We start from the raw sequence: 19,843 nt of genomic DNA on the forward strand, positions 1-19,843 counted from the left end.
GAATAAATATATTGAAATAAGGTCAAAATAGAAGAGATATTTATGAAATTTTTAGAAGAAATAAGCGACATTATTCATGGTAAATTACCAAATGTTGATGAAGGCAAAAAAAGATTTATTGTTGAATATATTGCTTCAACAAAAGCTAGATCAAAAAATGATATAACCAAAGCCTTTCGATATGCTAATGATGATGAATGATATACCACTAAGGAAGATGTTCAGCATTTTATTAATAAAGCCAATATTTCAAAAGATAAAGTTATTTGATGTCCTTTTGATATGCCCGATTCAAACTTTGTATCAGTTTTTAAAAAGAATGGTTATAAAGTTATTTCATCTCATATACTTGAAGATAAAGATTTCTATAAATATACTCCTAAACAAAAATGGGACATAATTATTTCAAACCCACCTTTTAGAAACAAACATAAATTATTAGAACGCTTGTTAGAATTTAATAAACCATGAGCATTAATTTTTGGAATTCAAGCACTAAACAGCGAAAAATTTTGCGATATGTTACAAAAATTTAAAAGACCACAATACATCCATTTAAAAAGAAGAATGTGTTTTACAAAAGACTATTTGAACTATGACGTTCTAAATTTAGATCGTCCTTCTTTTGCTTCTATGTGAATATGTAATGACTTGTTTGAAGATGATATTCAAGTATGAAACGGCGTTAATTATAAAAAAGATAATAAGGAATATTGTTAAATGGTTGAAATTAAAATTTCAAATAGTCTAATAAATAAACTTGTTTTCATATCTAAAAAAATAAACGCCCATCTAATCAATGAAAAGATTTATGACTTATTAATTGATATATAAACACACTTGAGACTGTTGGCGTTGTGCTAAATAAAAGTATAAAACATCTTACTAATAGCACCAAAATTAGTGATTTAAATTAATATTTATTACTATGACGCAATCTCAAATTTTCATAATTGAGTTTATGAATTTTATGAATCTAAGATATGCTATCAATCTAATAGAAATATTTACTTATCCGCGACATTAATGTAAACAATAATTTTTGTATTCTAGGTCTAAATGTGTAAAATATAAAACATTATGAATATTTTATATAGCATATTACTCAATATAGCATTAATTTTATTTGGCTATTTGACACTAGGTTCATTGAATACATCTATTATTTTAAGTAAAAAAATCAAACATGATGATATTAGATATCATAACAGCAAAAATGCTGGTGCAACTAATAGTTTGCGCACATATGGTACTAAATTTGCTGTATTAATTTTAATTATCGATGTTTTTAAAACAGCTATTCCGGTTATTATTTTAAGTAGTATTTTTTATCATGTTTTACCTGTTCATGAATTTGTGCAAAATAAATACTTTGTTAGTCCACAGTCTTTTGGTCTAGGTGTTGTGTTGGGTCATATATTTCCTATTTATTATAAATTTAAAGGGGGCAAAGGTGTTGCATGTTCAATTGGCGTAATTATATCGGTCAATATTTTAATTTTTTTGATTGCTTTCATAGCGTTTGTATTAATAGTTAAAATAAGCAAATATGTTTCACTGGCTTCAATTTTAACAGCTGCGATCTTACTTATTTTCTTTTGAATGCCCTGAATGATAAGTGGTATATTAGGTTTTTGATTTAACAACGTGCAATTAAGTCATCAGTTTATTGAAATGGTTCCATATTGATATGTAACGCCTATTATATACACAATAATTGCCGCATTAGTTATTAGCAGTCATCATAGCAACATAACTAAATTAATTAATCATACAGAAAGCAAATTTTCAGTCAAAAACAAAGCAAATAATTGCGCTGAAAATAAGCAAAATGAATAAATCAGTAATGATTTATTTTTTATATTTTTGTTTATAAACATTTTATACACAGCATAAATATCTTAAAAAACCAAAAAAACGCAGTTTTTAAATACTAAAATCGATATTTTTCAAAGTTTTCCACTTTTGAGCAAAAAGGAAAAAAGTATGAAAAAGTAAAATATTGCATTTTATAGAATGATTATATGCAAAATAATAACGAAAATTTAGAACAAAAAATTAAGGTTCTTCCTATTTTAAAACCGATAGCATTAGTACCAGAATTTGTAGAAAAAGTAAAGGGAGATAATAAATTAAAAACAAATGTAATAGTACTAATAGCTGAGGACGAAAACTGCGCTTACTTCGTTTCTGGCATGCTTGCTAAAAATGAAGATGAAGACAATCAAAGCATTGTTAATTTGGATACTGAAGACGGAATTCTCGACAATGGCGAAACAGCCAATATACTATTAGCTAAATCAATTGATTTGTCAGTGATTTACAAAATGGACTACGATGAGCTTATATCAAAAATACAAACTAAGTGAGAAAACATGGCTAGAATGCCTTATCTCTCAATTAAAGACCAATTGAGCGTTGTTAATGCAATCTCGGAGAATATAACAAATCAAAAGAATTTGCCTAAATTAGTATTGATTAGAAAAAAGAAAGCTGAAAATAACGCTCAAGCATCTAGTGTCAGTATTTAACAGTGAATTAGAGTCAAATTAATAATTAGGAAGAATTTTGCATGCCTTGCTATTAAATATAGCAAGGTTCTTTTTTATAGCATTAAAAAATCTAGCATTGAAGCTAGAATTTTTTACTTTAATTATTTGTTAGTGAATCTTTTTGCACTGGGCAAGAAGTTTTAGAAACCTCTTTTGTTTTATTGTTGCTAAGAATTCTATCATCAATTGATTTAACAAATGGTCTAAATAACATATAGAATGAAGCATATGGAATAATTGGAAACACAATTAAACCAGCTACAAACAACGCAACAAACAAGCCTAAATTAGTATTAGTGTCTTTAATAAAACCATTAGTAACAAAGTCATTGTAATATGGTAATGGTTCTCATCTATGCGATATGTAAGCAAAATTTCAACCTTTAAGTACATTAGCATTAGATGTGTCTCTGTAAACTATTTCGTTTAATAATATTGATATTAAAATAATTGCTGACATAAATAATAATTGGAATGTATATGTTTTTCAGTCATTAATAGCTAATTTACCCTTTAATATAATGTAGCAACTTAATGCGAAGGTAAATACTGCCGTCATCATATAATATGTATTGTTTGGTATGTTTTTATTAAAAATAAAGGCTGGACACACTAAAACAAAACCTCCAATTGTTAGACCAGAAATTCCAATAAAAGGTAAAATAACTTTTTCTCATTTGCGAACTGGAATAGCAAAATAAAGTGGCAAAATTCACAAGAATAACGAAATTATTTGAACAGGCGCAAATGTGGCATCATAAATAGCGCCTTCAAGTGTTTTTATCTTTGCAATTTGAACAAATTGTCTAAATATTATTTCATTTAAAAATATGAATATTCATGTGAAGATCATAGCGCCACGTACCATTTTCCTATTAGCTTTTTGGAAAGCAAATAACAAGAAAATTGTTAATGCAATTGCTGAGCACACGTATAGAATATGATAAAGTCCACCTGCTTGTGGAATTTCTATAACCTGAGAGTAAAAATTATGAAGTTTTGATCACATATCATTCTCCTTAAATACTAATTATTTATATATCATTTTATATTATTTATTGGGAATAAATTAAAAAAATATCTACATTAGCAATAGATACTTTTTATTCGTATTTGAATTATTATTTTGATTCATTGTAAATATTAATTCTATTAATTGCTTTACGCAATTTAATTTCTAAATAATTTAACGAATCTGAATCCTTAGTATTTTTGATCCCTTCCATAGCTTGATCGCGATCATATTCTGCCCTTAATAAATCAATGTCGCTATCAAGGATAATATCATCGGTGATTATGTTAACTTTTTGGCTATCAGCAAAAACAATACCATCACTAATTGAATGAACGATCTTCTTTTTTTCTGGATATGTTCAAAAAATTAATTTGCATATATCAATAGTAGATAAAAACTCGCTTCTATTAGGTTGCAATACAATTTCACCACCACTTTTTGTTCGTAATGATAGTGCTAATATCTTGCCATTATAAAAAGTTTTAGCATGTGTGATAATTTTTAAATTTAAAAATTTTTCCATAATGTTCTAATCTAATTATTAGCCTTGCTTGAATTAGATTCATCTTCCTTAGTAGTTGCTTTATTATTTTCTTTTAGTCATGCATTATATTTTTCTTGAACATCCTCAATAGAACCAACATATAAAAATAATTCTTCTGGGCATTCATCATATTTGCCATCTAAGATTTCTTTAAAACTTTTAACAGTATCTTCTCTTTTAACGTATTTACCAGTTTTGCCTGAAAATTTTTCAGCAACAGTAAAAGGTTGGCTTAAAAAGTTTCTAATTCTTCTAGCTCTGGCAACTGTTTTTTTATCTTCTTCGCTTAATTCGCCCATACCTAAAATAGCAATAATGTCTTGCAACTCTTTAAAACGTTGAAGTATAGAAACTACTTTTCTGGCTGTTTCATAGTGTTCTTGGCCAATTACAAGAGGGTCAAGTAATCTCGAAGAAGACTCAAGTGGATCAACAGCTGGATATATTCCAAGAGCCGCAATATTTCTATCAAGCACAGTTTTAGCATCAAGGTGGCTAAATGTAGTAGCAGGAGCTGGGTCAGTTAAATCATCAGCAGGCACATAAACCGCTTGCACCGATGTAATCGAACCATTATTAGTTGAAGCAATTCTTTCTTGCAACTGACCCATTTCAGTAGCTAAAGTAGGTTGATAACCCACAGCACTTGGCATACGTCCTAATAGAGCACTAACTTCCGAACCAGCTTGCGTGAAACGAAAAATATTATCAATAAATAACAAGACATCTTGCTTTTCAACATCTCTAAAATATTCAGCCATGGTTAAGCCTGAAAGAGCAACGCGCATTCTAGCTCCGGGTGGCTCATTCATTTGACCAAAAACTAATGCTGTTTTATCGAGCACACCAGATGCCTTCATTTCGTTGTATAAGTCATTTCCTTCTCTAGTTCTTTCACCAACACCAGCAAAAACAGATAAACCGCCATGTTGACTAGCTATGTTATTAATTAATTCTTGAACTAAAACAGTTTTTCCTACACCAGCGCCACCAAAAAGACCGATTTTTCCACCTTTAACATATGGAACTAACAAATCAACCACTTTGATACCAGTTTCAAGTATTTCGCTTTCTGTACTTTGTTGTTCATATGTTGGAGCAGGTGCGTGAATAGGCATTTGTTTGCCTGTTGGTTTAGGTTTTAAATCAATTGGATTGCCTAAAACATCAAACATTCTACCTAATACTTCTTTGCCAACTGGAACGCTGATAGGTTTCCCAGTATTTATTACTTTAAGGCCACGACTTAAACCGTTAGTTGAAACCATTGAAATAGCACGAACAGTATCATCACCTATGTGTTGAGCAACTTCCAAAGTAAATGTTTGTCCTTCAGCATCAATTGTTAAAGCATTTAGTAATGCTGGTAAAAAACCTTTTGGAAATCTAACATCAACAACTGGTCCAACAATTTGCACCACTTCACCAATGCTGTGATTTAATTCAGCATCAGATGAGACTGTTTTATTTTTATTTTTTACAACTTTTGTCATACTGTTTCCTTTCATCTATTTACCTATAAAACAAACGAATAATGAAAAATTAAACTGCATCAGCTCCTGAAATAATTTCAATAATTTCATTTGTGATTTTGGCTTGCCGCTTTCTCTTAAATTCCATATCTAAATCATTAATTAAACTATCAGCATTATCGGTAGCATTTTCCATAGCGATTCTTCTAGCAGCTTGTTCACTGATTTGAGCATCTGCTATTGCTAAATATATTTTGGAATCAACATATAGTGGTATAGCTTCCTGAATAATATTTTTAGGATTTGGTTCAAATTCAAGGTTATAGTCCTTAGAATGATTATCTATATAATTTTTAATTTGTTCTTCGTCAAAAGGAAAAATTTTTTCACAAACTTCTTGCTGAACTAAATTATTTATAAATTTAGTATAGATAATGTTAATTGAACCAATTTCATTTTTATTATATAAACTAAAAGCTTTTTTAACTATTTTTTTAACTAATTGACTTTTATTTTTATCATAGCTATGATTAGCAAAATCCATATTTTGCAAAGGATAACTTTGATTTAATGCTTTTTTAGCATACGAGCCAATAGTTATTATTTTGTCATCAGGTTTGATTAAACTTTTTGATAAACGGATAATATTTGAGTTATAACTACCTGCTAGTCCAAGGTCACTAGATATAATGATATATAGTTTGTTCTCATTTTTGCTTCGAGAATTTATTAAGTCTTGTAATTCGTCTTCATAAAGATTTTCAAAAATCTTTTTAAATGTTTCTTGAATTAATAAGTCATATTTTGCTACTTCATCATAAGCATTTTTAGCTTTTTTAAGTTTTGAAAAAGACACTAACTCCATCGCATGAGTAATTTTTCTGATTGAATTAACTGTTTTAATTCTGTTTTGAATTGATTGAATACTTGCCATTATACCTACTTATCATTTAGCACATATTTGCTAGGCATTGGCGTTTCGTTTTCACTCTTATAATTGTGCAATGAAGCAATAATTTTATTTACGATAACAACTAATTGATTAGTTAATGCTTGTTTAATTTCATCATTAAATTTATTGCCATTAGCCTTTATTTTTTTCACAATTTCAAGACCTTCGATATTTTTGGTCATAAATTTAATAACTTCGTCTCTATATCTGCGAATTTGCTCAACAGGAAGTGGATTGATAATTCTTTCTTTTACACCCAACAATATGGCACATTGTGCATATTGATTAATTGGAAAATATTGCTCTTGTTTTATAACCTCATACACTTTTGCACCATGTTTTAAAATCTTTAAAGTTGATTCATCAAGGTCTGAGCCAAATTGGGCAAATGCTTGCATTTCATTGTATTGAGCTAATTCCAATTTTAGTGAACTTGCTACTTCTTTCATTGCTGGAATTTGCGCACTTGATCCAACACGCGAAACACTAAAACCAACATCAACTGCTGGTCTTTGGCCGGCATGGAATAAATTTTCACGTGTAAAAATTTGACCGTCAGTTATTGAAATAACATTAGTTGGAATGTAAGCCGAGATATCACCTTGTTGGGTTTCTATAATTGGCAATGCAGTAATTGAACCACCGCCATATTCTTTATTCACATTAGCTGCTCTTTCGAGCAATTGTGAGTGTAAATAAAACACATCACCAGGATATGCTTCACGTCCGGGTGGGCGTCTTAATAATAATGATAATGTTCTATAAGCAATCGCATGCTTAGATAAATCGTCATAAACAATTAAACAGTCTTTGCCTTGCGCCATTCATTCTTCTGCAATAGTAGTGCCTGAATAAGGAGCGATATATTGTTGTGGTGCTAATTCTGAAGCACCTGAAATTAAAACAGTGGTATATTCCATAGCACCTGAATCTTGTAACTTTTTAACTATTTGAGCTACGGTAGAGTTCTTTTGACCAATAGCAACATAGATACACTTAACATCTTTATCTTTTTGATTAATTATGGTATCAATAGCAATAGCTGTTTTACCAGTTTGACGATCGCCAATAATTAACTCACGTTGTCCCTTTCCAATAGGAATCATCGAATCAAGCGCAATAATACCAGTTTCAAGTGGACAGTTAACTTCTTCTCTACTCATAACCCCAGGAGCTACTTTAAATATTTCTCTTTTTGATTTAGTTTTAATTGCTCCCTTGCCATCAATAGGATTTCCAAGTGCATCAATCACCCTACCAGTTAAAGCATCACCAACTGGTATTGAGATAACTTCACCGGTTCTGTGACAAGTATCACCTTCACTGAGTTTAAAAGCATCACCAAAAATAGCAACCCCTACAACTTCTTCTTCAAGGTTTAAAACTAGACCATAAATATCATCTTTAAATTTGATAATTTCACCATTTTTAGCCTTATCAAGGCCATTAATTAATGCTATTCCATCACCGATAGTTACAATTGTGCCGACTTCATTGTAATCAACTTTAGAATCAAAATATCTAATTCTATCTTTTATAATAGCACTGATATCATCTTTTTGACTAGTCATTTAAACCTCCTTTTTCATTTATGATTAATCTGCTTATTTTATCTAAATCATTTTTAATATTTTGCTCGATAACTTCATTGTTTATTTCAATTCTAAAACCCGAAATTAAGGACTTATCAATAAATATTTTTAAAATTACTTTTTTGCTATATTGAAGCTCTAACTTTTTAATAATTTTAGCCAAAGTATTCTGAGCAATAGGTAGAGCAGATATAAATTTAACTCTTAAAATATTAAGATCTTTTTCAACACGTGAAATGTAAATAGATAAAATTCTTAATAAAATATTAGAAGCATTTTTATCTATAATAACTTTTAAAAAAGTAATAAATGTTTTTAAAGTACTATCATTTTTAGCCCATAATTCCACCACATTGTATTTTTCTTGTTTGGGTATCTTAGCATTAGCTAAAAAATTAATAATATTTTTATCTTGAACTATTGAATCATAAAAAGCAACAATAAATTCATATGTAGAAGAAATTTTCTTTTCTTCTTTATGAAGATCATATAATGCTAATGCATAACCATCAGCGTTTGCTTTAACATACATGATTATTCTTCCTTAAGATAATTGTTGATAATTTCATCTTGTGTCTTTTTAGAAACTTCTTTTTGAATAATCTTCTTAGAAATTTCAACCGCTGCTTTTGCTATATTAGCTTTTGATTCATTTTTCATTTTTAGGCGTTCTAAATTAATTTCTGATTGCGCCTTTTCAATCATTCTTTTTGATTCAACTCTCGCTTTGTCTGTATATTCAGCAATCACACTTTCGCCATGAAGTTTAGCATTTTTAATCAACTCATCAGCTTCGGTGTATGCTTGCTCTAATCTTTTGTTTGCATCCTTTAATTTTTGTTGCGATAAATCATTAGTTTTTTTAGCTTCATCAATATTATTTTGAATATATGCTTGTCTTTCCTTAATAGCCTTTTTTATAGGCTTATGAAGTAAAAATCATAAAATTAAAATAACTAAAACTAAAGCCACTAATGTTGATATGACCATCGGATATGTTGGAAAAATTGTTTTAAATTTTTCTTTTAATTCATCCTTAAGACTGCTTTGCGCAACAGTGTTTAAATTAATAGCAAAACTTTGGATAATGTTATTCATAAATTATTTAAAAGCAAACATTAATAGAATAGCAATAACAAGTGAGTAGATACCTGTTGATTCAGAAACAGCTTGACCAATAAGCATCATTGATCTTATTTTGTTAGCAGCTTCTGGATTTCTACCAACTGCTTCAACTGCTTTACCAGCAGCAAGTCCTTGTCCTAAACCAACTCCAAAACCACCAAGCATTGCAATACCAACGCCTACAGCAATTAAACCTTTATCCATATTTCCTCCTAATAAATGTGTTGAGCCACATTAATTTTTTTAATCTCTGAATTTATATTAGTTAATGAATTTGCTTCCTGTGTCGGAGCAACTTCTACACTTTCAACATCTGCTTCTTGCGCTCATCATATTGATGTTAATGAACAAAAAACAAGAGTTTGAATGAAGGCACTAAATAAATCAAAATATAAATGTAAAAATGGTGTGATAACTAAACCTAATAATGGCCAAGGTTGAGAACTTGGAATCATTAGAGATCATAATCAACCAAAAAATGAGTAAATCATAAGCATAATGGTGCTTCCACCAATTATATTTCCAAATACCCGAAAGCTAATAGATATCAATGGCGAAAACTGGCCAATGATTTCTATTGGGTTAGAATATTTATTTTTAAAGAAACGCCACTTTTGATAAATCAAGCCAGTTACATAAATACCAAGCCATGAAATCAGTCCCAATGTTAGTGTGATTGAATACGAGGTCGCAATGGGCTCTAGTCCCAATAAACCAAGCAAGTTTCCTATTAGTAAAAAATTTGCTAGTCCAAAAATATAAAATCTTGATTTAGGAATTTTGCCCTGTGTATTTTCATCATACGTTTTATCAATAAAATTAACATAGCCTTCCATAACAAATAAAAAACCTGATGGGGCTTTATCTTTTTTAGCTTCTTTTTTAACTTTAAAATAAACAACTAATGAAAAAACTAAGCAAATTAAAACTAAAATTATTAATGACAGTAATTGTTTTTGATTTCAATCGGCATAGCCACCGTTAATTCATTGGTCAAAAATATTTTCTTCCATATAAAATTTAGGCCTCCTTTCTTTTTTTAATGTTTATAAACGACAAAAAAATACTAATTTTTAGTATAGACAATCCAAATAAATAACTGATCATATTAATTGGATAAAATATTATTTGAAAACTATATTTATTAAAAATATTATGGTTTCTAATAATAGAAAAGTTATTTAGATAAATTAGTCCTACTGTTAATGCTAATATCAGTATAAAAGTAATAGTGTAAAAAAGTATATTCTTAGCAATGGCCGCTTTTTTACTTGTAGATAGAATAGAATAGCACATTGCTTCTTTTATTCAAAACAACAAAAACGAAAATGCAGCACCAATAGCAAAACCTAAAAACAGTGAAAGCCCCAAGATATTGTAAAAACAAATCAAGAGAGCACTAATGTTTAAAGTTAAAACAAAAAATAATGATGTAATTTTTTTACACTCTTTAGATGTCATTTTTTTATTCCCTGTATATGTTATTAATGTAATAACATACAATTATTATAATACCATTTTGATATTTATTTTTTTATATCAAAAAAGTTAAATTGTACCGAACTTTCTTGTGTTGAATTAAAAGGTGTTATCAAAGTAATAAAAATAAAAATATATAAAAATTAGATAGCAAAATATTAAGTATCATTTGACTAATATGCTTATAAAACAGAGATATTTTTGAAATACAAAATAAAGATTATTAAAAAATAAGCAATAAATATTATTGCAATTTTTGATGTTTCGTGGTTTCAACTTTAAAACTAATTTTTGATGCTAAAAACAATAAAAACATTGCTAAAAATAAACAATAAACCTGCTATTCAAATTTTGATTATATGATAAAATATAAAAGAATTTATATATTACTACAATATATTTATTTAATTGAATGTTTGAATAATGAATATTCAATTTAGAAGCACTATTATGGATTCGCTTGGGTGTGCCCACAGAAAGGGTGCTAGGTGTTCGAAATAATAGGACGATATAACAAACTAAAGGAATTTATTTTTTATGGAAAATACTAAAACAAATGTAGATTCAAAAGTTGAAAATACAACAGAAAATACAGAAAACAAAAAAGAAAAATCAAATAAAGATGTTAAAGATGTTAAATTAAACATTGTTTCAAAAGAAAAATTATTAGAAGCTGGCACATATTTTGGTCATAAAAAAAGTATGTGAAATCCTAAGATGAAGGAATTCTTGTATCCTCAAGCAAAAAGAGGAATGCATATGATTAATACAAATGTAACCCTTCAACGTCTTGAATTCGCTTACAATATTTTGCTTAAATTTGTTTCAAAGAACCCACATACATCATTTATTTTTGTAGGTACTAAAAAACAAGCAAAAGACACAATTAAAGATAACGCTTTAAGAACTGGTAGTTTTTACGTTTCAGAAAGATGATTAGGTGGTACATTAACTAACTCAGCAACAATTTTCAAAAGAGTTAAGACAATGGAAGAATTAGAAGCATTAGCTGCTAAAAACTATCAAGGTTATCCTAAAAAAGAAGGTCTTTTAAAACAAAAAAAACTTGACAAACTTCATAAAAACCTTGAAGGAATTAGAAAAATGCAATCTCGCCCAGAATTTATGATTGTAGCTGATCCTATTGTTGATGCTATAGCTGTTAAAGAAGCTAGAAGCAAAGGTGTTAAAGTTATTGGTATTCTTGATTCAAATTCTGATCCTGACTCAGTTGACTTTGGAATTCCAGCTAATGATGATTCAGCAAAAAGTATTGCTCTTATAATTACTATTTTGGCTGATGCTATCGCGGTTGCTCGGGGCGGAAAATCTAAATTTGCTTATCAACCAGATGAAAATATCATCTTACCTGAATTTAAATCTGAAAAACCTCAAAATCCTAGATTCAATAGATATAACAATCAAAGAAGAAACTATAATGAACAAGGCAATTCTAATTCAACAGAAGCAAATTCAGATAAAAGTGTTAGAACTCCAAGAGTAAGAAAAGTTAGCACAGAAGAAAATGCTGAACAAAAATAGATAATAGAGGTGGTAATTATTATGGATAAAATGTCTCTTATTAAAGAATTACGTGAAAGAACAGCAGCAGGTATGGCTGATTGTAAAAAAGCACTAGAAGCATCAAATTGAAATGTTGATGAGGCTATTTCATTTTTAAAGAAAAATGGAAAAATTAAAGCTGCTTCAAAATCAAACAGAATTTCAGCTGATGGTTTATTAGTTTCTGCTGGTGATAAAAAATGTTCTGCATTAATTGAATTAAACTGTGAAACAGACTTTGTTGCTCATGGTGAAGAATTTGTAGCCTTAGCAAATAAAGTTGCTCAAACAATTATTACTAACTATAAACATTTAAAAAATGCTGGAGCAGAAGAAGCACTTAAATTAACACCTGCTAACTCAAAAGAAACCTTGGCAGATTTAATTTCAGATTATAGTGCTAAATGTGGTGAAAAAATAGAACTAAGAAGATTCATTATTGTTGAAGCAGGCACTGGTCAACTTGTTGCTCCATTTGTACATATTAATGGAAAAATTGGAGCAATTGTTTTAGTTGAAGGCACTGATGCTGAATCAGCTAGAAACGTTGCAATGCACCTAAGCGCAATGAATCCAGAATTTATCTTAGAAAAAGATGTTCCAGCTGAAACTATTGAAAGATTCAAATCTGAATTTGTTGTTCCTGCTAATTTTAGTAACAAACCAGTTGCAATTCAAGAAAAAATTAGACAAGGCGCACTTGATAAAAAAATTGCCGAAGTTGTCTTGGTTAAACAAAATCTTATTATGGATGAATCAAAAACCGTTGAACAATATTTAAAAGAACACAAAAGTACATTAATCAAAGCATTTCGTTTTGGACTTGGCGAAGGCATTCAAAAGAAATCAAATGACTTTGCAGCTGAAGTTGCTGAACAAATGAACACTGCTAAATAATAATTTAGCAGTGCACTGATATAAACAAAAATAGCCTAATTAGGCTATTTTTTAATTATTTCCGCTAACTTATAATCATTATAAAAATCACCGTAAGCAAGCTTATATTTATCTGGGACAGCAAAACCGTTTTCCACTGATTGAATTTGATTTTCTGTAAGACGATGCATAATTTTATTTTGGGAACTAATAATAATTTTTGTTCCATCACTTAAAACAATAGGAACTATTGAACAAGCACCACCGCCTGAGTCTTTACCAATTATTGAAACTAAGTTATTAAATGGCGAGAGGTTATCTCCGTAAGTATATGCTACTAGTGCATTTGCAGCACTAAATGTTAATGGACTAGTTAATAGATACCACATAAATGACTTACTTTTATATTTATACATTTTTGGGATATTAATATTGTATGTTAGTCATGAATATTCATTATTAAGTGTATCTTCATAAACATAAACAGTATCAGATTCAATAGATTCTTTCATCATACCAATAACTTTATATAATGCCGCAACCGAACCACCACCATTTTGAGATATATCTAAAATAATGTTTGTTATCCTTTTAGGATATTCATATATGACATCTAGCGCATATTTTATTAATTCAAAAGTATCATACATGTATGCATCTTCTGGATTGCCAGTTAATTTTGATTTAGGTGCTACTTCAAATTCATCAAATGTTATAACCGCACTTTTGTTATCAGGCAAAAACCTTACAACTGGTGTTTTCCCTTCATTGTATTCGTATTCTGAATTTCGATTCTCTACTCATTCATACAAATTTCTACTACCGGGCTTATAAAATACAGCATTATCTCTATAATTTTTCATTGCTTTTCCAAGTTCAATAGCATGATCTCTTTTTGAATAATACTTGTTATGGCTTTCTTTGAATTCAGAAATAGCATCGTGCATGATTTTCTTATGTTCATCGCGGGTGAAATTCTTATAATAAGAATGCTCTCTAAATGAAGTATGCAGTTCGTTAATTTGTCCATAAAGGGCTTTAAAATAGCCTTTTGTGTAAATTTTAGGATCACTAGATAATATGTCTTTTTGAGTATTTAAATCTAATCATTTATCAAAACCAGATTTTTTAAAACCTTTTTCTTCAGCAAGCCCATAGAAGTGGTCAAATGTGAAATTAAGCGAGTTAAGAGCATCGATTCTTTGCTCTTGTGTTTGCTTAACATTTTCAAATTCGTTAAGAGTTTGCATACTAGAATTATCATCGCCTCAACTAGAATCATATATTCCAGCGCCATAGTATTTAGAACCATTGAAGTGTAAATTATAATAATTTGGACTTAAAAATAATGTATTAAAAACAAATAAAGGAATAACTGGGTTCTTATTAATGGCATATATTTGCCAGTCATATTTTTTTAAATCAAAAATAACATTGTCCCAACGATTTTTTTGGCTTTTATAACTTTTAAGTTTTAAATCTCTGCCATAGTCAGTTTGCGACATTCTTTTAAAAATACTAAAAGCATCCGTATGCGATACTTCTATTGTTTCATTAATTCAATCAAACTTGATTCATTCACCATTTGCTCTATATATTTGATAATTTTTATCGTGAAAAATATTAAATCAAGCGCCTTTTTGAATTCTTGAATTATCAACAACACCTTCAAGCGCAGCAAGAGCTTGTTTGACTGATACATAAGGTATCTTGCTACCATTAAAGTAATATGTATCAATAGATGCTGATGACCTTGAGCGATACTCATTAGATAAATTTTCAAAAGGAATGCTTTTTACGTTTTTCTTAATACTATCGTCTCCTTTATAATTGCATGACAAAACAGAAGCGGGCGCTAATAAAATAGGTGAGGTTAAAAATAGTTTTTTTAAGTTTTTAGACATTTATATTCCTTTTAATATTTATTTTTAATTCGTTCGTAATTCTTTTTGTTTTTGATGTTATATCATTTGATAATATCTGCTTCTGTATAATTCAATAATTTCGCAACACCAAGAGCTATTGCTAACATTTGACCGATAACATATTTATTTAAATTATTAATAGCACTACTAATAGTGCTAAATAATAGACATATTTGGCGATTGACATTATCTGAAACAATCAATGGTTCAATGTTGCAATCCACACCATATTTATAAGCAAACGATCCAACAAAATGTAATATATCAGCAAATTCTTCTAATGCTTTTTCTGAATTTACTTCTTTATGTGCTTTTCAATATTTAAATGTTTGTACTTCATTAGCAAATTCAGCTGTTTCAACAAGAGTCGCTAAAATTTGCATTTCATCAAATTCTGCTTGCGATATTTTTTTGTTTGAAGCATCAACATCATTGCGGCTGCTGATGGCTTCATCGAGTTCTTTTTGCATTTCAAATATTCTTTTAAAATTCATACATAAAAGTATAAACTAATTATTTATGTAGAAATAATAAAAACAAACCTTGGCGGTTTGTTTTGTTTTTAGTATTTATAATCAATGCCGAGTGCTTTTAAAATAGGCACTAAGAAAAAATTAAATGGTTTGTTGAAGTGAGGCAAGAAGTATACGTCTGTAAGAGCAATTTCAGGAAGTGTTAAGCCTCTTTGAATTGCTAAAGCTAACATATAAATTGTTTCAGTATGTATTGATTTACCTCATGAACCAATTTGAGCACCAATTAATTTAAGTGTTTTTGTATCATACACAATTTTGCAAGCTACTTTTTCTGATGACTTCATAAATTCAGGACGGTCTTGATCTTCGAAATAAACACTTGCAATGTTTTCAAGTCCTTGTTTTTTAGCAGCTTCTTCTGTTAAGCCCGTGCTTGCATAGTGACAATTAAATACATTAATAGCATTTGTGCCGACTACACCTGGAAATGGAATATTTAGCCCTGCAATATGCAATGCAGCAATAATTCCGGTTTTAACAGCATTTGTAGCCAAAGCAACGTGATTGTGTGAATTTAGAACACAGTGTTTAATAGCACTCGAGTCCCCAATAGCATAAATATCATCATGACCTATTACTTGGTTAAAGTCATTAACTTTAATAGCACCATTAGGCATTTTTTCAACATCAGTAAGTACATCGGTTCTTGGTTTAAAGCCAACACACATAATTACTAAATCAGCAGCATGTTCACCTTTATTTGTAACAACTGATGAAACTTTCTTGTTATCTTTTGATTTAAATTCTTGAACTAATTCACCTAATGCTAATTTCACGCCATCTTTTTTAATATTAGCTTCCATAACATCAGTAAATTCTTTATCGAAGTAACCATTAACCACTCTTGGATTATTGTCAATTAAAGTAACTTTTTTACCTTTTTGTCAAAAAGCTTCTGCTAATTCAATACCAATATAACCAGCTCCAACAACTACAACATCCTTAATTTTTTTATCATTAGCTAAATCAACTAAATGTTCAGCATGTTGGAATAATTTAGACAATACAATATTTTCATATTTAATACCTGGAATTTTAGGCTCAATTGGTCAAGTACCACCAGCAAATACTAATTTATCGTATTTATCTGTAAATTCTTTACCTGTTTTTAGATCTTTAACAAGTACTTCTTTTTTCTTTTTATCAATAGCAATAACTTCATGTGCTGTTTTTAAATCTACACCGTATTTATTTTGTAAAATTTCAGGTGATGAGTAGAATAGACCATCAGGTTGTTTGAATTCGCCACCAACTCACACAGCAATTCCACAACCTAGAAATGAAACATTTGTGTTTCTGTCATATGCAGTAATTTGTGCATCTTTATTAATAGTTTTAAGTGTTCTAATAAAAGATGTACCTGCATGGTTAGCACCAACTAGAATAATTTTCATAATAAAAACTCCTTTTATATTTATTTTTATGCTTAAAATTATAAACAATATTTTTGAGCGTATGATATCAATGTAATACAAAATGTTAAGTTGCAAATTCCAAAAGTAAAATACGCCTTCATTAAGTACATGACAAATATTGCTAAATTTATGGATTCTATATTCTTTTTTAGAGTGAAAAGCTAAAACAAAATATAGAAAAAAGCTCTGGATGTAGCACCCTACAAAACAAATATTTTTTCAATAAAATTGTATTTTTAGCTTGAATGAATATATTTAGTATTATTTTTACTATACTGATCTAACCGAACCATAAGTTGAGAATGAAGCATAATCACCGGGTCCATATCAAATACATCTTATGTTTAAAACTAGTGTTTTACTTGAATAAGTAGAGTAGTGAGATTTTAATTTAAAATTGCAACCTGCTTCCATAATGAAAAATTTATCCATAGGTTTAAATGTCGTTTCTCCTCATTTCACGTAAGACAAAGAAATGCGATTATTTAGTAAGATTGTCGATTTGATTTTAAAATCATTATTGGTGATATCAAGCAAATATTTATTAATCTTTCCACCTGTTTCATTTATTACATATATATCATTTCATACTTTTGCTTCTTTTTCGAAATTGTGTTCAGCGCCTGTATAAACTTTATGATTTTTATTATTTTCAACTATTTGATCTACAAATTTATCTAATTCAGCAGATGTAAAATTTAAATGTTTTCAACCTTCCATTTTAATTTCTTTTTCAATTGATAAATTTGGATTAGCATTTTTAGCATCAAATAATAATATTTTGAAACGCAATATTCCATCTCCGTCGTTGGTTTGAATACTATTTGGCACTATTTTCATTTTTAAATTTGGATTTTTAACTAATAAAGCAGAATTAGATTTTAATTTTATATTATTAACATCAACATTGCTTGGTAGCAATTGTGAATCAACATTTATATCTAAATCATTTTGTGAAAAACTATTTACTAATTCTTTGAATTTATTAATACTATAAAAACCACTAATGGTCAATTCTTTACTAATCTTGTAATTATTTTTGGTATCTAATAAAGTAATGTTCATAGTGAGATTACCGTTGGTATCATCTGCTAATGATTTTAGAACTTCCTTTATTTTAATATTTGGATTATTTGCTAATAAAGCAGAATTAGATTTTAATTTAATATTATTTACATCAACATTACTTGGTAGCAATTGTGAATCAATGTTTATATCTAAATCATTTTGTGAAAAACTATTTACCAATTCATTGAATTTATTAGTACTATAAAAGCCGATAATGGTCAATTCTTTATTAATCTTGTAATTATTTTTAATATCTAATAAAGTAATGCTTATGGTGAGATTACCGTTGGTATCATCTGCTAATGATTTTTTAACTTCCTTTATTTTAATATTTGTATTTCTAGCTAATAAAGCAGAATTAGATTTTAACTTAATATTATTTACATCAACATTATTTGGTAGCAATTGTGAATCAATGTTAATATCTAAATCATTTTGTGAAAAAATATTTGTTAATTCTTTAAATTTATTAGTACTATAAAAGCCACCAATAGTTAATTCTTTATTAATCTTGTAATTATTTTTAGTATCTAATAAAGTAATGTTCATGGTGAGATTACCGTTAATATCATCTGCTAATGATTTTTGAACTTCCTTTATTTTAATATTTGGATTTTTAGCTAATAAAGCAGAATTAGATTTTAACTTAATATTATTTACATCAACATTACTTGGTAGCAATTGTGAATCAATGTTAATATCTAAATCATCTGTACTTAAATTTTCGCATAATTCATCAAACTGTTTTGTAGAATAGAACTTATTTATAGACAAATTAATAGGTTTAGATAACTGACCTTTATGTTTCAATTTAAATGAAATTATCTTAATTCCATCAGGTTCCTTATTTTCATAACTAATATCTTTGATAGCAACATTAGAATACTTGTCGTTTTTAAGAATGGAATCTTTTTTAAAAATATTGTTGATTTCAAATTCAAATTTAGATGGTAATAACTCACTAATATCAGTTGGTAAATTTAAATCATTAACTGTTAATTTTGACGCTAAATCATCTAATGATAAAAGGCCATCATTAGATGATAGTGTTATATTATTTTTGGATATTTTGCGAGGTTTACTATTTTTCGTTTTAAGTTCTAATGAAAGTGATAATGATCCTTTTATATCATCATTAGAATCAAGCTTAGCAACTAATTCAAACTTTGGTGATTTTTTGGCAATTAACTCAGTGATAGATGTTTTAAATTTGATCATTTCAGGATTAATAGTTGATGGAAACATATCACTAATTCTGCTATTTTGCAAATCAATTAAATCTTTCGGTTTATTTTTAACTTGATCTAATAAAATTTTTGAAAGTAATTCTAAATCTTTTTGTTCTCATGTTTTTGATGGGTCTTTAAGACCGCTTAATGGTTGAGTCCATGCATTATATTCATTTTTACCATTTTGAGATGTTTTAATTAGAATCTTGATAGCACTATTGCCAACTACCTCCACATCATTAATTTGGAGATCATATTTATTTGGATTAACAATCTCTAAATAATTTTTTAAAGATCGTTTGTTCTTTTTGAATTCTTCCACTATTTCTTTATTTGTTGTTATAGATGGATTAATTAATTTAAACTTAATATCATTTAGATAACTATATTTGCCCCCCCCGCAACTAATGCTTGCTAGTGGCGCTGTTGTTGTGATTAAAACAGCAGGGAGTGCAAAAATCAATGATTTTTTAAATCTGCTTCTTTGCATTATTTTCTCC

At 28.6% G+C, this 19,843-nt stretch carries 19 protein-coding genes; 5 read left to right on the forward strand and 14 right to left on the reverse strand.

Annotated features, from left to right (window positions below):
- Positions 1-42: 42 nt before the first annotated feature.
- The 3 genes from T386_RS0101480 to T386_RS0101495 all read left to right on the forward strand — a co-directional run bounded on the left by T386_RS0101480 (position 43) and on the right by T386_RS0101495 (position 2,531).
- On the forward strand, positions 43-720 hold the full coding sequence (locus T386_RS0101480; protein ID WP_156935925.1) for a sugar-phosphate nucleotidyltransferase: 678 nt from the start codon (positions 43-45) through the stop codon (positions 718-720).
- 360 nt (positions 721-1,080) lie between these two features.
- Positions 1,081-1,839: a glycerol-3-phosphate 1-O-acyltransferase PlsY gene (plsY, locus tag T386_RS0101490; RefSeq protein WP_051622763.1), complete on the forward strand. Its 759-nt coding sequence runs from the start codon at positions 1,081-1,083 to the stop codon at positions 1,837-1,839.
- Positions 1,840-2,024: 185 nt separating this feature from the next.
- Complete coding sequence (locus T386_RS0101495) at positions 2,025-2,531, forward strand: hypothetical protein (RefSeq protein WP_029513413.1); 507 nt, start codon at positions 2,025-2,027, stop codon at positions 2,529-2,531.
- A 118-nt stretch (positions 2,532-2,649) separates the two neighbouring features.
- On the opposite strand, the gene T386_RS0101500 is transcribed toward T386_RS0101495, so the two are convergent.
- The 10 genes from T386_RS0101500 to T386_RS0101545 all read right to left on the reverse strand — a co-directional run bounded on the left by T386_RS0101500 (position 2,650) and on the right by T386_RS0101545 (position 10,713).
- Entirely contained in the window at positions 2,650-3,561 is a 912-nt protein-coding gene (locus tag T386_RS0101500; protein WP_051622764.1) for a hypothetical protein, read from the reverse strand.
- 112 nt (positions 3,562-3,673) lie between these two features.
- On the reverse strand, positions 3,674-4,090 hold the full coding sequence (locus tag T386_RS0101505; protein WP_029513415.1) for an ATP synthase delta/epsilon chain alpha-helix domain-containing protein: 417 nt from the start codon (positions 4,088-4,090) through the stop codon (positions 3,674-3,676).
- A gap of 11 nt (positions 4,091-4,101) precedes the next feature.
- Positions 4,102-5,604: a F0F1 ATP synthase subunit beta gene (gene atpD, locus T386_RS0101510; protein ID WP_029513416.1), complete on the reverse strand. Its 1,503-nt coding sequence runs from the start codon at positions 5,602-5,604 to the stop codon at positions 4,102-4,104.
- Positions 5,605-5,653: 49 nt separating this feature from the next.
- A complete protein-coding gene (atpG, locus tag T386_RS0101515) occupies positions 5,654-6,517 on the reverse strand; it encodes an ATP synthase F1 subunit gamma (RefSeq protein WP_029513417.1) in 864 nt (287 codons plus the stop codon).
- Positions 6,518-6,522: 5 nt separating this feature from the next.
- A complete protein-coding gene (gene atpA, locus T386_RS0101520) occupies positions 6,523-8,106 on the reverse strand; it encodes a F0F1 ATP synthase subunit alpha (protein ID WP_029513418.1) in 1,584 nt (527 codons plus the stop codon).
- On the reverse strand, positions 8,099-8,659 hold the full coding sequence (gene atpH / locus T386_RS0101525) for an ATP synthase F1 subunit delta (RefSeq protein ID WP_029513419.1): 561 nt from the start codon (positions 8,657-8,659) through the stop codon (positions 8,099-8,101). Before atpH ends, atpA begins: the two co-directional genes overlap by 8 nt.
- 2 nt (positions 8,660-8,661) lie before the next feature.
- Positions 8,662-9,225, reverse strand: a complete 564-nt coding sequence (gene atpF / locus T386_RS0101530) for a F0F1 ATP synthase subunit B (RefSeq protein ID WP_029513420.1) — start codon at positions 9,223-9,225, stop codon at positions 8,662-8,664.
- Positions 9,226-9,228: 3 nt separating this feature from the next.
- Positions 9,229-9,456, reverse strand: coding sequence for an ATP synthase F0 subunit C (atpE, locus tag T386_RS0101535; protein ID WP_029513421.1), 228 nt, complete (start codon positions 9,454-9,456; stop codon positions 9,229-9,231).
- Positions 9,457-9,464: 8 nt separating this feature from the next.
- Complete coding sequence (locus T386_RS0101540) at positions 9,465-10,265, reverse strand: F0F1 ATP synthase subunit A (RefSeq protein ID WP_029513422.1); 801 nt, start codon at positions 10,263-10,265, stop codon at positions 9,465-9,467.
- A 7-nt stretch (positions 10,266-10,272) separates the two neighbouring features.
- On the reverse strand, positions 10,273-10,713 hold the full coding sequence (locus tag T386_RS0101545; RefSeq protein ID WP_029513423.1) for a hypothetical protein: 441 nt from the start codon (positions 10,711-10,713) through the stop codon (positions 10,273-10,275).
- A gap of 555 nt (positions 10,714-11,268) precedes the next feature.
- Between T386_RS0101545 and rpsB the strand changes: the two genes are divergently transcribed.
- Positions 11,269-12,273, forward strand: a complete 1,005-nt coding sequence (gene rpsB / locus T386_RS0101550) for a 30S ribosomal protein S2 (protein WP_029513424.1) — start codon at positions 11,269-11,271, stop codon at positions 12,271-12,273.
- Positions 12,274-12,294: 21 nt separating this feature from the next.
- Entirely contained in the window at positions 12,295-13,191 is an 897-nt protein-coding gene (tsf, locus tag T386_RS0101555; RefSeq protein WP_029513425.1) for a translation elongation factor Ts, read from the forward strand.
- A 44-nt stretch (positions 13,192-13,235) separates the two neighbouring features.
- On the opposite strand, the gene T386_RS0101560 is transcribed toward tsf, so the two are convergent.
- From T386_RS0101560 to T386_RS0101575, 4 genes are all read right to left on the reverse strand, one after another.
- On the reverse strand, positions 13,236-15,074 hold the full coding sequence (locus T386_RS0101560) for a S41 family peptidase (protein WP_029513426.1): 1,839 nt from the start codon (positions 15,072-15,074) through the stop codon (positions 13,236-13,238).
- A gap of 11 nt (positions 15,075-15,085) precedes the next feature.
- Positions 15,086-15,589, reverse strand: coding sequence for a dUTP diphosphatase (locus T386_RS0101565; protein ID WP_029513427.1), 504 nt, complete (start codon positions 15,587-15,589; stop codon positions 15,086-15,088).
- A 68-nt stretch (positions 15,590-15,657) separates the two neighbouring features.
- Positions 15,658-17,025, reverse strand: a complete 1,368-nt coding sequence (locus T386_RS0101570) for an FAD-dependent oxidoreductase (RefSeq protein WP_029513428.1) — start codon at positions 17,023-17,025, stop codon at positions 15,658-15,660.
- Positions 17,026-17,316: 291 nt separating this feature from the next.
- A complete protein-coding gene (locus tag T386_RS0101575; RefSeq protein ID WP_029513429.1) occupies positions 17,317-19,833 on the reverse strand; it encodes a lipoprotein 17-related variable surface protein in 2,517 nt (838 codons plus the stop codon).
- Between the last annotated feature and the right edge of the window lie 10 nt (positions 19,834-19,843).

It is taken from the genome of Mycoplasmopsis primatum ATCC 25948 (genome assembly GCF_000702785.1).
GTDB classification, from domain to species: Bacteria; Bacillota_I; Bacilli_A; order Mycoplasmatales; family Metamycoplasmataceae; genus Mycoplasmopsis; species Mycoplasmopsis primatum.